The organism is Amycolatopsis sp. NPDC024027, from assembly GCF_040638975.1.
Taxonomy (GTDB): Bacteria; Actinomycetota; Actinomycetes; order Mycobacteriales; family Pseudonocardiaceae; genus Amycolatopsis.
The window spans coordinates 74,606-88,622 of sequence record NZ_JBEZYY010000025.1 but is presented as its reverse complement, the minus strand read 5'-3'; the positions used below and the strand labels follow the sequence as shown (position 1 = coordinate 88,622).

Annotated in this window: 15 protein-coding genes; 11 read left to right on the top strand and 4 right to left on the bottom strand. The window is 71.8% G+C overall.

All coding sequences use genetic code 11. The features are described 5' to 3' along the window. Nucleotides 1–78 precede the first annotated feature (78 nt). The 4 genes from AB0F52_RS42260 to AB0F52_RS42245 are packed head-to-tail and all read left to right on the top strand — an operon-like array spanning nucleotide 79 to nucleotide 2,976. Entirely contained in the window at nucleotides 79–708 is a 630-nt protein-coding gene (locus tag AB0F52_RS42260) for a riboflavin synthase (RefSeq protein WP_103336063.1), read from the top strand. Next, complete coding sequence (locus tag AB0F52_RS42255; RefSeq protein WP_360183434.1) at nucleotides 705–2,033, top strand: bifunctional 3,4-dihydroxy-2-butanone-4-phosphate synthase/GTP cyclohydrolase II; 1,329 nt, start codon at nucleotides 705–707, stop codon at nucleotides 2,031–2,033. The genes AB0F52_RS42260 and AB0F52_RS42255 overlap by 4 nt, the downstream gene beginning before the upstream one ends. Continuing rightward, nucleotides 2,030–2,536 carry a 6,7-dimethyl-8-ribityllumazine synthase gene (gene ribH, locus AB0F52_RS42250; protein ID WP_360183432.1) on the top strand — a complete coding sequence of 169 codons (507 nt, stop codon included), beginning with the start codon at nucleotides 2,030–2,032 and terminating at the stop codon, nucleotides 2,534–2,536. The genes AB0F52_RS42255 and ribH overlap by 4 nt, the downstream gene beginning before the upstream one ends. Next, the gene (locus tag AB0F52_RS42245; protein WP_360183430.1) at nucleotides 2,533–2,976 is read left to right on the top strand and encodes a PH domain-containing protein; all 444 of its coding nucleotides are present in this window, start codon (nucleotides 2,533–2,535) and stop codon (nucleotides 2,974–2,976) included. The genes ribH and AB0F52_RS42245 overlap by 4 nt, the downstream gene beginning before the upstream one ends. A 17-nt stretch (nucleotides 2,977–2,993) precedes the next feature. Here the strand turns inward: AB0F52_RS42245 and AB0F52_RS42240 are convergent, their stop codons facing one another. Then, nucleotides 2,994–3,770 carry an exodeoxyribonuclease III gene (locus AB0F52_RS42240; RefSeq protein WP_360183428.1) on the bottom strand — a complete coding sequence of 259 codons (777 nt, stop codon included), beginning with the start codon at nucleotides 3,768–3,770 and terminating at the stop codon, nucleotides 2,994–2,996. 66 nt (nucleotides 3,771–3,836) lie between these two features. Next, a complete protein-coding gene (locus AB0F52_RS42235; RefSeq protein ID WP_360183426.1) occupies nucleotides 3,837–4,568 on the bottom strand; it encodes a trypsin-like serine protease in 732 nt (243 codons plus the stop codon). 168 nt (nucleotides 4,569–4,736) lie between these two features. Here AB0F52_RS42235 and uvrC point away from each other — a divergent pair, with 168 nt between their 5' ends. The 5 genes from uvrC to AB0F52_RS42210 all read left to right on the top strand — a co-directional run bounded on the left by uvrC (nucleotide 4,737) and on the right by AB0F52_RS42210 (nucleotide 10,742). Further along, nucleotides 4,737–6,692: an excinuclease ABC subunit UvrC gene (uvrC, locus tag AB0F52_RS42230; protein ID WP_360183424.1), complete on the top strand. Its 1,956-nt coding sequence runs from the start codon at nucleotides 4,737–4,739 to the stop codon at nucleotides 6,690–6,692. 42 nt (nucleotides 6,693–6,734) lie between these two features. Then, entirely contained in the window at nucleotides 6,735–7,592 is an 858-nt protein-coding gene (gene rapZ / locus AB0F52_RS42225; RefSeq protein ID WP_014466867.1) for an RNase adapter RapZ, read from the top strand. Between the two features lies 1 nt (nucleotide 7,593). Continuing rightward, complete coding sequence (gene yvcK / locus AB0F52_RS42220) at nucleotides 7,594–8,586, top strand: uridine diphosphate-N-acetylglucosamine-binding protein YvcK (protein WP_360183535.1); 993 nt, start codon at nucleotides 7,594–7,596, stop codon at nucleotides 8,584–8,586. Continuing rightward, on the top strand, nucleotides 8,586–9,578 hold the full coding sequence (gene whiA / locus AB0F52_RS42215; protein WP_086849884.1) for a DNA-binding protein WhiA: 993 nt from the start codon (nucleotides 8,586–8,588) through the stop codon (nucleotides 9,576–9,578). The genes yvcK and whiA overlap by 1 nt, the downstream gene beginning before the upstream one ends. 159 nt (nucleotides 9,579–9,737) lie before the next feature. After that, the gene (locus AB0F52_RS42210; protein ID WP_360183422.1) at nucleotides 9,738–10,742 is read left to right on the top strand and encodes a glucosyl-3-phosphoglycerate synthase; all 1,005 of its coding nucleotides are present in this window, start codon (nucleotides 9,738–9,740) and stop codon (nucleotides 10,740–10,742) included. A 3-nt stretch (nucleotides 10,743–10,745) separates the two neighbouring features. Here AB0F52_RS42210 and AB0F52_RS42205 read toward each other — a convergent pair whose 3' ends face one another. Then, entirely contained in the window at nucleotides 10,746–11,606 is an 861-nt protein-coding gene (locus AB0F52_RS42205; protein WP_360183420.1) for a sterol desaturase family protein, read from the bottom strand. 70 nt (nucleotides 11,607–11,676) lie between these two features. Between AB0F52_RS42205 and AB0F52_RS42200 the strand changes: the two genes are divergently transcribed. Continuing rightward, the gene (locus AB0F52_RS42200) at nucleotides 11,677–12,285 is read left to right on the top strand and encodes a TetR/AcrR family transcriptional regulator (protein ID WP_360183418.1); all 609 of its coding nucleotides are present in this window, start codon (nucleotides 11,677–11,679) and stop codon (nucleotides 12,283–12,285) included. 71 nt (nucleotides 12,286–12,356) lie between these two features. Here AB0F52_RS42200 and AB0F52_RS42195 read toward each other — a convergent pair whose 3' ends face one another. After that, the gene (locus AB0F52_RS42195) at nucleotides 12,357–13,475 is read right to left on the bottom strand and encodes a hypothetical protein (RefSeq protein WP_360183416.1); all 1,119 of its coding nucleotides are present in this window, start codon (nucleotides 13,473–13,475) and stop codon (nucleotides 12,357–12,359) included. 173 nt (nucleotides 13,476–13,648) lie between these two features. On the opposite strand from AB0F52_RS42195, the gene AB0F52_RS42190 reads away from it, so the two are divergent. Continuing rightward, nucleotides 13,649–14,017: a hypothetical protein gene (locus AB0F52_RS42190; protein WP_013224654.1), complete on the top strand. Its 369-nt coding sequence runs from the start codon at nucleotides 13,649–13,651 to the stop codon at nucleotides 14,015–14,017.

Here is a 14,017-nt window from a genome sequence, read left to right as displayed (position 1 = left end):
CCGGAGAAGCCACCGGGCCGCGGCGGGTGTTGGATGGAAGGACCGGCTCACAGACCGGCTCACGAGGAGGCAGCGCACGTGTTCACCGGCATAGTCGAGGAGATCGGCGAAGTCACCGCGGTCGAGCAGCTGACCAACGCGGCCCGGCTGCGCGTCCGCGGCCCGCTGGTCACCAGCGACGCCGGGCACGGCGACTCGATCGCGGTCAGCGGGGTCTGCCTGACCGTTGTCGAGGTGGCGGGCGGTGAGTTCACCGTGGACGTCGTCAACGAGACGCTGCAGCGGTCGAGCCTGGCCAAGGTCGCGGTCGGTGACCGGGTCAACCTCGAACGCGCCACCCCGGCCGGCGGCCGGCTCGGCGGGCACATCATGCAGGGCCACGTCGACGGGACCGGGGTGTTCCTCGGCCGCGACGAGAACGGCGTGACGACGTTCGCGCTGCCGGCGCACCTGTCCCGGTACGTGGTCGAGAAGGGCTCGATCGCGGTCGACGGCGTCTCGCTGACGGTCGCGGCGATCACCGCCGACCAGTTCGCGGTGGCCCTGATCCCGACCACCCTCGAAGTGACCACCCTCGGCCGCCGGGAAGCCGGCGACCTGGTCAACCTCGAGGTCGACGTGGTCGCGAAGTACGTGGAAAAGCTGGCCGAGGCCCACATCCGCGACCAGGCGCACAATCGGGACGGCGGCACGGAGGAGCGGTCATGAGTGAAACGAGCGCGGCAGAGCCCGAAGCGGGCTGGACCCCGTGCGGCAGCGGAGCGGTGTTCGACGCCGACGCCATCGAGCGGGCGATCGCGGGCATCGCGGCGGGCCGCCCGGTCGTCGTGGTCGACGACGAAGACCGCGAGAACGAGGGCGACCTCATCTTCGCCGCCGAGAAGGCGACGCCGGAGCTGCTGGCCTTCATGGTCCGCTACACCTCGGGGTACGTCTGCGTGGCGCTGACCGAGGCCGAAGCGGACCGGCTGGACCTGCCCCCGATGTACCACACGAACCAGGACGCGCGCGGGACCGCGTACAGCGTCACGGTCGACGCGGCCGAGGGCATCAGCACCGGCATCTCCGCCGCCGACCGCGCGCACACGATCCGGCTGCTGGCCGACCCGGCGTCCACGGCGAAGGACTTCCGCCGCCCCGGCCACGTCGTGCCGCTGCGGGCCAAGGAAGGCGGCGTGCTGCGCCGGCCCGGGCACACCGAGGCGTCGGTCGACCTGGCCCGGATGGCCGGGCTCGCCCCCGCCGGCGTGCTCTGCGAGATCGTGTCCCAGAAGGACGAAGGCGACATGGCGCGCCGCGACGAGCTCGAGGTGTTCGCCGCCGACCACGACCTGGCGATCATCACCATCGCCGACCTGATCGCCTACCGCCGCCGCACCGAGAAGCAGGTCGAACGGGTCGCCGAAGCCCGCATCCCGCTGGCCGCGGGCACGTTCCGGGCGGTCGGCTACGACTCCCTCCTCGACGGCATCGAGCACGTCGCGTTCGTCTACGGCGAGATCGGCGACGGCCAGGACATCCTGGTCCGCGTCCACTCCGAGTGCCTGACCGGCGACGTCTTCGGCTCCCTGCGCTGCGACTGCGGCCCGCAGCTGGAGGCGGCCCTGGAAGCGGTGGCCGCCGAAGGCCGCGGCGTCGTGCTCTACATCCGCGGCCACGAGGGCCGCGGCATCGGCCTGCTGCACAAGCTGCAGGCCTACCAGCTGCAGGACGACGGCGCGGACACCGTCGACGCGAACCTCGCGCTCGGCGTCCCGGCCGACGCCCGCGACTACGGCACCGGCGCGCAGATCCTGTGCGACCTCGGCGTCCGCACCATGCGGCTGCTGTCGAACAACCCGGCCAAGCGGATCGGTCTCGAGGGCTACGGCCTGCGCGTCACCGGGCGGGTGCCGCTGCCGATCTCGCCGAACCCGGAGAACCTGCGCTACCTGCGGACCAAGCGCGACCGGATGGGCCACGACCTGGCCCAGCTGGAGCACTACGACCAGGTCGGCGCGGGCCCCGAGCACGCCGATGGAGGAACACTGTGAGCGGCGAAGGCCGTCCGGACGATTCGCTGGACCTGACCGGCTGCAAGTCCCTGAAGCTCGGCATCGTGGCGACGCGGTGGAACGCGGACATCACCGACGTCCTGCTCGAGCGCGCGCTCGCCGCCGCTCGCGAAGCCGAGCTGGAGGAGGATCCGACGGTGGTCCACGTCGCGGGCGCGATCGAGCTCCCGGTCGTGGCGCAGGCGCTGGCCCGCAACCACGACGCGGTGGTCGCGCTCGGCGTGGTCATCCGCGGCGGCACCCCGCACTTCGAGTACGTGTGCGACGCGGTGACGGCGGGCCTGACCCGGGTGGCGCTCGACGAGAGCACCCCGGTCGGCAACGGCGTCCTGACGTGCGACACGCACGAGCAGGCCGTCGACCGGTCGGGCCGTCCGGGCGCCAAGGAGGACAAGGGCTACGAGGCGACGGTGGCGGCCCTGGATTCCGCGCACGTGCTGCGGAGCCTGCGCCAGCCGTGGACCGAGCGGGGTTTCGTGTGACCGTGAAGACTCTCCTGGTGGTCCGCCCGCGGCGCGCGATGATCATGTGCAGCGTGCTGGCGGTGGCGCTGCTGGCGGTGTTCGTGGTGGTGGCGGTCCTGCTGCGCAACGGCGACACCGGGGTCCGCTTCCAGCGCTCCGACCAGGCGGCGATGGTGGGCATCGGGATCCTGCTGGCGTGCGGCGTGATGCTGTTCGCGATCGCGCGCGTGCGGGCCGACGCCGAGGGCATCGAGGTCCGGAACGTGCTGGTCACCCGCCGCTTCGCGTGGAGCGACGTGCTGTCGGTGAGCTTCCCGGACGGGGCTTCGTGGGCGCGGCTGGAGCTGCCGGACGACGAGTACCACGCGGTGATGGCGGTGCAGGCCGTGGACCGGGACCGGGCGGTGGAAGCGGTGCGCGCGCTGCGGAAACTGCACCGCGCGGCGACTGGCGGCTGACGCGGTGGCTCGGCGCCTTAGAGGTCCAGGTCGACCACGATCGGCGCGTGGTCCGAAGGACCCTTCCCCTTGCGCGCATTCCGGTCCACATAGGAATCCGTCACCGCGCCCGTGAACGCGGCGTTCCCGTACACCAGGTCGATCCGCATGCCTTTGTTGTTCGGGAAGTTCCCCGCCCGGTAGTCCCAGTACGTGAACGGGTGGTCGTACTTCAGCGGCCGCGGGAAGACGTCCGACAGGCCGAGGTCCCGCAGCCGCGCCAGGGCGTCGCGCTCCGGCTTCGTCACGTGGGTCGACTCCGCGAACAGCGCGATGTCCCAGACGTCCGCGTCCGTGGGCGCCACGTTGAAGTCGCCCAGCACCGCGAAGGGCCCTTCGGACACCTCGGCCGCCACCAGCGAGCGCAACGACTCCAGCCACTCCAGCTTGTACGCGTAGTGCGGGTTGTCCGGCTCGCGCCCGTTCGGCACGTACACCGACCACACCCGCACGCCGCCACACGTGGCGCCGATCGCGCGGGCCTCCGACGCGCCGTCGAACTGCGGCTCGCCCGGCAGCCCGCGCACGACGTCCGACAAGCCCACCCGCGACACGATGCCGACGCCGTTCCAGCGCCCCAGCCCGTACGCCGCGACCTCGTAGCCGAGCGCTTCGATCTCGGCCGCCGGGAACGCCTCCGTCGTGTTCTTCAGCTCCTGCAGGCACAGCACGTCCGGCGCCGTCTCCTCCAGGAAACCCAGCACGCGCGGCAGGCGGGGGACGATGGAGTTCACGTTCCAGGTGGCGATCCGCATGCCCGCGAGCATCCCACACACAGGCGACAAAACCGGGGCGGCGCCGGAGCGCCGCCCCGGCGGAGATCACACGCCCGCGGTCGTCCGGATCCAGGACCGGCTCGCCGCCACGCTGGCGTAGTTGTTCGTGCCGCGCGTGTTCGACCCGCTCTGGTTCTGGACCGTCGACGCGACACCGACCTGGACGCCGTTCGCGACCTCCGGGCCGCCCGAGTCGCCCTTCCACGCCGAGCCGTTGACGCCGACGCTCTGGATCGCGCGGCCGCCGTAGGCGTCCGTGGAGCGGCCGGTCACCTGGACGTTCGCCGTCTTCAGCGCCGTCGCCGGCGGGCCGGCCGGGGTGGTGCGGCCCCAGCCGTAGATCTGGTTGGTGCTGCCGGTGGCCGGGTCCGAGCTGCCCAGCGAGATCGGCGCGGCGCTCGTCGCCGACGCCAGGTGCAGCAGCGCGATGTCGCCGTTCGGGGACTCGTACTCGTTGTCGACGGCGATCTTCGTGCCCGAGAGCAGCGTGTTGCTGCCGACCCGGACGTACATCCCCGAGCCGTCCTGGTCGAGGCAGTGCACCGCGGTCAGCACCCAGCGGCTCGCGATGACCGTGCCCGAGCAGTTGAAGCCCTGGTAGTCGCGCCCGGGCGTGTTGACGTACACCTGAGCACCCCAGGAGACGGTGGGCGCGGTGGTGCCGCCGACGATGTTCGGCTGGACGCCCGCGGTGGCGACCGCGCCGCCGGCCAGGGTCAGCGCGACAGCGACTGTGGAGACCACGGAAGCGGCACCGAGGAGACGGAGAGAGGTCACGGCGGTGATCCTTTCGACGGGGGGACCGATCGGCCGGTCGGAAAGTAACCACCGCGTCACAGGTCCGGACACCGACGAAGGTCGGAACCGGGCGAAGACCCGACTTCCGGCGGATCGGACAGCGGGGGCCCACCGAGAACTGTCGGTGGTGGCCCATAGGCTGGGGTGGTGGCTGACCCGACCACCTACCGTCCCTCGCCGGGGAGCATCCCGGATGCCCCTGGCGTGTACAAATTCCGCGACGCGGCCAAGCGGGTCATCTACGTCGGCAAGGCGAAAAGCCTCCGGAGCCGGCTGAACTCCTACTTCGCCGACCTCTCCGGCCTGCACCCGCGCACCCGGCAGATGGTCACCACGGCCGCGAGCGTCGAATGGACCGTCGTCACCACCGAGGTCGAGGCCCTCCAGCTCGAGTACAACTGGATCAAGGAGTTCGACCCGCGGTTCAACGTCCGCTACCGCGACGACAAGAGCTACCCGATGCTCGCGGTGACGCTGAACGAGGAGTTCCCGCGCCTGCACGTCTACCGCGGCGCGCGCAAGAAGGGCGTCCGGTACTTCGGCCCGTACGCGCACGCGTGGGCCATCCGCGAGACGCTCGACCTGCTGCTGCGCGTCTTCCCGGCCCGCACCTGCTCGGCCGGGGTGTTCCGGCGCCACGGCCAGATCGGCAGGCCCTGCCTGCTCGGCTACATCGACAAGTGCTCCGCGCCGTGCGTGGGCCGCGTCTCCGCCGACGAGCACCGCGACATCGTCGAGGACTTCTGTGATTTTCTCGCCGGCAAGACCGACGTCATGATCAAGCGCCTCGAAGCCGAGATGGCCGCCGCGTCCGGAGAGCTCGAGTTCGAGCGCGCCGCCCGGTTGCGCGACGACCTCGGCGCCCTGCGCCGCGCCATGGAGAAGCAGGCCGTGGTGCTCGGCGACGGCACGGACGCCGACGTCGTGGCGTTCGCCCACGACGATCTCGAAGCCGCGGTCCAGGTCTTCCACGTGCGCGGCGGCCGGGTCCGCGGCCAGCGCGGCTGGGTGATCGACAAGGCCGAGGAGATGGACGTCCCGGCGCTGGTCGACCACTTCCTCACCCAGTTCTACGGCGACGAGGCCGAACTCGACGCCCGCGACGACGTCGACGCGGGGCCGGTGGTCCCGCGCGAGGTGCTGGTCCCGGAGCTGCCCGCGGACGCCGAGGCGGTCGCGGAGTGGCTCACCGGCCTGCGCGGCTCGCGGGTCCAGCTGAGGGTGCCCCAGCGCGGCGACAAGAAGGCGCTGGCCGAGACCGTGCAGCGCAACGCGGGGGAGGCGTTCACCCAGCACAAGCTGCGCCGCGCCGGCGACCTCACGGCCCGCTCGGCGGCCCTCACCGAGCTGCAGGAGTTCCTCGCCCTCGACACCGCGCCGCTGCGCATCGAGTGCATCGACATCAGCCACATCCAGGGCAGTGACGTCGTCGCGTCGCTCGTCGTGTTCGAGGACGGGCTGGCGCGCAAGTCCGAGTACCGGCGCTTCGCGCTGCGGGAGGCGGCCACGGAGGGTGACGTCGCCTCGATCGCCGAGGTCGTCCGGCGCCGGTTCTACCGCTACCTCAAGGAAACCGCCGAGGAGTCGAGCACCCCCGGCCTCGACCCGGAGACCGGGCGGCCGAAGAAGTTCGCCTACCCGCCGAACCTGCTGGTCGTCGACGGCGCGGGCCCGCAGGCCACCGCGGCCGCCGACGTGCTGGCCGAGCTCGGCATCACCGACATCGCCGTGATCGGGCTGGCCAAGCGGCTCGAAGAGGTCTGGCTGCCCGCCGACCCCGATCCGGTGATCCTGCCCCGGACGTCGGAGGGGCTGTACCTGCTGCAGCGGCTGCGTGACGAAGCCCACCGCTTCGCCATCGCCTACCACCGCGAGAAGCGGTCCAAGCGGCTCGTGACGTCCGAATTGGACAGTGTGCCCGGGCTGGGGCAGGCTCGCCGCACCGCGCTGATCAAGCACTTCGGCTCGGTGAAGAAGCTCAAGCAGGCCAGGATCGAAGACATCGAGGCGGTGCCCGGCTTCGGCAGGCGCACCGCGGAGGCCGTGGTCGCCGCGCTGGCCGGGGAGTCCGGCGCCGGCAACGGCACAGAAGCAGGGGAGTAGGGAAACACAGTGAGTGCGCAAGAGGAGATCCGCGGCTCCGGCATGGAGGTCGCCGTCGTGTCCGGGTTGTCGGGGGCGGGCCGCAGCACGGCGGCCAAGTGCCTGGAGGACCTGGGCTGGTTCGTCGTCGACAACCTGCCACCGGAGCTGATCGCCACCATGGTCGAGCTGGGCGCGCAGGCGCGCGGCGCGATCACGAAGGTGGCGGTGGTGATGGACGTGCGCTCGCGCGCGTTCACCGACGACCTGGCCTCGGTGATCAAGGACCTCGACGCCCGGGGCTACAAGCCGCGGGTGCTGTTCCTGGAGGCGACCGACGCGGTGCTGGTGCGGCGGTTCGAGGCCGTCCGCCGGGGCCACCCGATGCAGGGCGACGGCCGCCTCGCCGACGGCATCACGGCGGAGCGGACGCTGCTGGAGCCGCTGCGCGAAGAAGCCGACCTGGTGCTCGACACGTCGTCGCTGTCGGTGCACGACCTGCGCGCCAAGATCGAAGACGCGTTCGGTTCCGAGGCGAGCACCCAGACCCGGGTCACCGTGCTGTCCTTCGGCTACAAGTACGGCCTGCCGATGGACGCCGACCTGGTGATGGACGTCCGGTTCCTGCCGAACCCGTTCTGGATCCCGGAGCTGCGCGAACACACGGGCCTCGACGGCGAGGTCCGCAACTACGTCCTCTCGCAGGAGGGCGCGGAGGAGTTCCTCGACCGCTACCACCAGCTGCTGCGGCTGATCGGCGCCGGCTACAAGCGTGAGGGCAAGCGGTACCTGACGCTGGCCGTCGGCTGCACCGGTGGCAAGCACCGCAGCGTGGCGCTGTCCGTCGAACTCGCCGAGCGTCTGTCCAAAGAGGATGGTATGGCCGTGAAGGTGGTGCACCGCGACCTTGGTCGTGAATAACGTGCGCGCGGTCGCCCTCGGGGGTGGCCACGGACTGCACGCCACACTGTCCGCGGTGCGGCGGGTGACCCCCGACGTCACCGCGGTCGTGACGGTGGCCGACGACGGCGGATCGTCCGGCCGGCTGCGGCGCGAACTCGGGCTGTTGCCGCCGGGCGACCTGCGGCAGGCGTTCGCCGCCTTCGCCGCCGAAGACGGCGGCACGTTGTGGGCCGAGGTCTTCCAGCACCGCTTCGGCGGTGACGGCGCACTGGCCGGGCACGCGGTGGGGAACCTGCTGCTGGCCGGGCTGTTCGAGGTGCTCGGCGATCCGGTCGCCGCGCTCGACGAGGCCTGCCGGCTGATGGGTGTCTCCGGCCGCGTGCTGCCGATGTCGCCGGAGCCGCTGGAAATCGAGGGGCAGGTCAGCGGCCTCGACAGCGAGGACCCGGCCGCGGTGCGCACGATCCGCGGCCAGGTCGCGGTGGCCTCGACGCCGGGGCAGGTGCAGCGCGTCAGCCTGCACACGCCGGGCCGGTCGGGCCGGCCGCCGCAGGCGTGCGCGGAGGCCGTCGAGGCCGTGCTCGCCGCCGACGTCGTGTTCCTCGGGCCGGGCTCGTGGTTCACGAGCGTTCTCCCGCACCTGCTCGTGCCGGGGCTGCACGACGCGCTCGTGCAGACGGCCGCGACGAAGGTGCTCGTGCTCAACCTTGTCCCCCAGCCGGGGGAAACCGCGGGATTCTCGCCGGAGCGTCACCTCGACGTACTCTTCGAGCACGCGCCCGATCTGCGGGTCGACGCGGTGATCGCGGACCGCGATTCCGTCCCCGACCCGGCGAATCTCCGCCGCGCGGCGGAACGGCTGGGCGGCCGGGCGCACCTGGGGGCGGTGGCCGACCCCGGAGTGCCGGGACGGCATGATCCTGATGCGCTCGCGCGGACGATGCGGGAGGCTCTCGGTCTCGGCAGGGACGGGGAGCACGGGGGAGGAGCGAAAGGCAGGGAGGGGCAGTAATGGCGATGACCGCCGCGGTGAAGGACGAGCTGAGCCGGCTGGAGATCACGAAGATCGGGCCGCGCCGGGCGGAGGTCGCGTCGCTGCTTCGCTTCGCCGGCGGGCTGCACATCGTGGCCGGCCGAGTGGTCGTCGAGGCGGAGCTGGACACGGGCTCGGTCGCGCGACGGCTGCGCAAGGAGATCCACGAGCTGTACGGCCACCATTCGGACGTCCACGTCATCACCGCCAGCGGCGGGCTGCGCAAGGGCACCCGGTACGTCGTGCGCGTGGTGAAGGACGGCGAGGGCCTGGCCCGGCAGACCGGGCTGATCGACCAGCGCGGCCGCCCGGTGCGCGGGCTGCCCGCGGCCGTGGTGTCCGGCGGAGTGGCCGACGCGGAAGCGGCCTGGCGGGGCGCGTTCCTCGCCCACGGGTCGCTGACCGAACCGGGCCGCTCCTCGTCGCTCGAGGTGACCTGCCCGGGCCCGGAGGCGGCGCTCGCCCTGGTGGGCGCCGCGCGCCGGATGGGCATCCAGGCGAAGTCCCGCGAGGTCCGCGGAGCGGATCGGGTGGTCGTCCGCGACGGCGACGCGATCGGGGCGCTGCTGACCCGCCTGGGCGCGCACACGAGCGTCCTGCAGTGGGAAGAGCGCCGGATGCGCCGCGAGGTCCGCGCGACGGCGAACCGCCTGGCCAACTTCGACGACGCGAACCTGCGGCGCTCGGCCCGCGCGGCGGTGGCGGCGGCGGCCCGGGTGGAGCGGGCCCTGGAGATCCTCGGCGAGACGGCCCCGGACCACCTGCTGGCGGCGGGCCGGCTCCGGCTGTCCAACCGCCAGGCGTCGCTGGAGGAGCTGGGCCAGCTGTCGGACCCGCAGATGACGAAGGACGCGGTGGCGGGCCGGATCCGGCGGTTGCTGGCGATGGCGGACAAGCGGGCCAAGGACCTCAACATCCCGGACACCGAGTCGGCGGTCACGCCCGAGATGCTCGAGGAAGAAGAGGCCTGACCAGCTCCCACGGCCGGCGGTCGCCCGTCCGTGGTGCCGCCGGAGGTTAACGGGATCGGTGCCGTCCGGGCCATCTCGTAACACCCCGGTAGCACTCCGAAGAAGCCGAGGAAACGCGCAGCCCCCAGCCTCGGAGACGACCGAGGGAAGGGGAAGATCATGCGCAACACACACCTGCAGGTGACGCCCGCGGTCGGCACCTGGCTCGCCCGGCGCAGCAGCAAGGCCGAGGACTGGACCACCGAAGAACTCGTCGCGGCCAAGCGCGGCACCACGGTCTCGGTCGTCATCCCGGCGCGCAACGAGGAAGCGACCGTCGGCGCGATCGTCGCCGCCATCCGCGAAGAACTGCAGGAACACCACGCACTCGTCGACGAGATCCTCGTCGTCGACAGCCATTCCACCGACGCCACCGCCGAGGTCGCGGCGGCCGCTGGGGCGGACGTCGTCGCGCAGGACGCCGTCTTCCCCGCCCTCGAAGGCCTGGCCGGCAAGGGCGAGGCGCTGTGGAAGGGCGTCGCGGCGACGACCGGTGACCTCGTCGTCTTCGTCGACGGCGACCTCCACGACTTCACCACGAGCTACGTCACCGGCCTGCTCGGCCCGCTGCTCACCGATCCGTCGGTGGCCTACGTCAAGGGCTTCTACCACCGGCCGCTCGGCGACCAGGCCGACGGCGGCGGCCGCGTCACCGAGCTCGTCGCACGGCCGCTGCTCAACATGTTCTGGCCGGAACTGTCGGGGTTCGTGCAGCCGCTGGCCGGCGAGTACGCGGGCCGCCGGGAAGTGCTGGAGAGCATCCCGTTCGTCGTCAACTACGGCGTCGAGATCGGGCAGCTGATCGACCTCACCGAGTTGCGCGGTCTCGACGCGCTGGCCCAGGTCGACCTCGGTCACCGCGTCCACCGGCACCAGAGCACGCAGGCGCTGGGGCGGATGGCCGGGCAGATCATGCTGACGCTGTTCGACCGCCTGGAACGCTACGACCGGCTGGTCACGGCGGTGCCGCCGGCGACGCTGCTCGCCCAGTTCCAGCGGGGCACCTCGGCCGACGGCGTCGAGCGCGAACTGGTGCTGACCGACCTGACCTCGCCGCAGCGTCCGCCGCTCGAGAGCCTGCCGGCGTCGATCCGGCCGGAGAACGCCCTGCAGGAAACGGCGTAAGTCTCACGTGGGCACGTGTTCGGGCTGCCAGCCGGGCGGCCCGAACACGTAACCCGCGCGCTCGCGCCACGTCCGCGCCGTGCGGAGGTCGCGCAGGATCGAGCCGTACTCGTGAAAGCCGACGCTGAGCAGGTTGTACGTCCCGATGTTCTTCGTCAGCCCGTACGTCGGCCGCCGGCCTTCGGGGACGAAGCTGCCGAACAGCCGGTCCCACACGATGAAGATGCCGCCGTAGTTGGCGTCGAGGTATTCGGTGTCGCTGCCGTGGTGGACGCGGTGGTGGGACGGGGTGTTGAAGACGTACTCGAACCAGCGCGGCAGCTTGCCGATCTTCTCGGTGTGCACGAAGAACTGGTAGACGAGGTCGATCGACAGGCCGGTCAGGATCAGCCACGGCGGGATGCCGCACAGCGCCAGCACCGACCAGAACGGCAGCTGGAAGTACGGGGTCCACTTCTGGCGCAGCGCGGTCGAGAAGTTGTAGTGCTCGCTGGAGTGGTGCACCTGGTGCCCGGCCCAGAGCAGCCGCACGCGGTGGCTGGCCCGGTGGTAGGCGTAGAACACGAGTTCCTGGCCGAGCAGCATGAGCACCCACGTCCACCAGTCGCGCGGATCCAGCCGGACCGGCGCCAGCTCGAACAGCGCCGCGAACACGACCAGCATCACCAGCCGGAACAGTGCGTTGACGCCGACGGCGACCGTGCCCATCAGCATGCTCGTCCGGGTGTCGGCGACGCTGTAGCCGATGACGTCGTCGTCGTGGCCGAGCACGTGCACCGCGACGATTTCGATCGTGACGAACAGCAGGAACACCGGAATCGCGAACAACACGGGGTCGCGCAGGTGCGCGAGGAACTCGGCCACGTCGCCTCCTCTGATCTGACCATGCGGTAACTTACCCTAGGGTCACTTTACGCACGGTAGGCTCTCGCCTGTGACGGAGTCAAGGGCGGTCGGGACCAAGGGGATGCCCCGCGAAGAGCGCGAGGCCCAGCTTGTCGTGGCCGGCACCGAAGAGTTCGGCCGGGCGGGGTACGCGGGCGCGTCGATGGTCGAGATCGCGCGCCGGGTCGGGGTCACGAAACCGTTGCTGTACCAGTACTTCGGCTCGAAGGACGGGCTGTACCTGGCCTGCCTGCACCGCGCGGGCGGCCGGCTCACCGACGGCGTGGCGACGACCATGGCGGCCGGCGGCGAGCCCGACCAGATGCCGCTCAAGGTCCTCGCGGCGATCTTCACGACGTTCGACCACGACCGTTACGCGTGGCGCCTCCTGCGCGACGCGACGGTGCCGTCGACGGGCGACATCGCCGCGGCGGCCGCGGACTACCGCCGCCGGCTCGACGCGTTCGCCGTGCTCGGCGCAACGCAGCTGCTGACCTCTCGCGGCCTGGCCGACCCGGCGGACATCGAGGCCGTCGCGCAGGTGTGGACCGGCGTGGTCGACTCGCTGATCGGCTGGTGGATCGACCGGCCGGAGGAAGACGCCGACGCGATGACGACCCGCTGCGCCCGGATCATGGGCGGCCTCTTCGGCTGGTGAGGCCCGGCGGGATCAGGGCGCCGGGCCGGGTCGGTCCGGCCATTGCCGCGCGGACCGCAGCCGCCGCCGGTTCAGCCGCTCCCGCTCAGCTCGGCCAAGGCGGCACGCACCTCCGCCAAGAACCGCGGCCGGTCGTCGCCGTAGGTGACCTCCGCCGCCGACAGCGCGCCGCCCAGCGCCTCCGAGACATCTTCGCGCGCCGCGGCGAAGATCGCCGGGAACGCCATGGCCTGCTGCAACGCGTTGTCGTGCCGTCCGTCCGGCGTGCGCACCAGCGTGTTCGGAACTTCCGGGTCCGACAGGAGCCGGTCCCACGCCGCGGTCCAGTCGTCGAACGGCGGGGGCAGCGGAATGCCCTCGTCGAGGGCGCGCAGGCCGTCGGCGATCCAGCCGACGCCGTCGAGCCGGGCGCGCGCGAACGCGAGGTGGGCCACCCGCCGGGCGAGCGCGCGGCAGAGCTCCGGCCCCGCGGCGACCGCCGCCCCCACCAGGTCGCGGTCGAGCTTGGCGAACTCCCGCAGCGAACCTGGCGGCAGCTCGAGGACCGGCGAGGCCGGCAGCACGCCACCCCACTCGCGAAGCAGCTGCTCGTGCCGGGCCTTCGCGCGGGCCTCTTCCTCGGCCCGGCACCGCGCCGCCCACCGGGCGGCGAGCTCCTCGTCGGTCGGCGGCGGGGGCAGATCCCGCGCGAAACCGTGCCAGTAGGCCGCGATCGCGCTCGATTCGCGGATGACGACGTCCGGAGCCGCCGGCGCGGGCCAGAACTGCAGCAGGTAGCTGTCCAGCCGGGGCTCGCCGTCGAGGCGGGTGTCGCGATCACGGCCCGCGTCCATCGCCGTGCCGCCGTAGCGGACGCGGTAGTCGCCCGGCGTCAGCTCGAGGTCCCACCAATCCGAGCCGCCCCAGGTGACCAGGACAGTCCGGCCCTCGGCGTGGAAGGAGGCCTCGACGACGTCTTCCGCGCCGCTGTCCGGCGGCTCGGCCTCGTGCACCTCGGCGGTGAAGCCGACTTCGCCGGTGTGCAGCCCGGTGATGAGGAACAGGTGGCCGGGCACGGCGGCGCCGCACAGCCCGTTGCGCTGTCCGGCGAAGCACGCCGCCAGGTCACCCTCGAACGGCTCCCCCTCCTCGTCGTGGACGTAGATCTGTCCATAGTGGACGTGAACGTCGCCGTGGACCACGGTTCGCATGCCGGCCAGCATGGCAGAGACCACCCACAGTTTCGGTTTGTCGCTTTTGCCCGCTTCTGCGCGCTTCTGTCGACACGGAGAGTGCTCTTCGCGAATTCGTTGCTCGAATGGCGTAGCGAAAACGCTCCGGTTCGCGATTAATCTGGGAAGCCGTCCCGTCGAGAGGTTGCCCCATGCCCGAACCAGCCGCATCCATCCCGGCCGATCCCCGGCTCGCCGCGCGGTTCACCGAGGACCTGCTCGACGGCTGCCGGGTCCTGGCCAAGGATTACGGCTACCGGCCCGCCCAGTTCGAACGCATGGTGCGCGAGCACGGCGGCGTCGAAGCGGCCCGGCTGCTGCTGCGCGGGGCCGGCACCGCGGGCGGGTTCACCGTGCTCTGGGAGAAGAACCAGCTCGGCCGCAGCTCCGAGGCGGTCATGCTCCGCGAGGAGTACGCCGAGCTGTTCACCCCCGACGAGCTCCTGCTGGCCCGCCGCCGGCTGGAGGAACACGGCTTCGACGTCGACGCCCACCTGCGCCGGATTTCCGAGCCGGGCTGA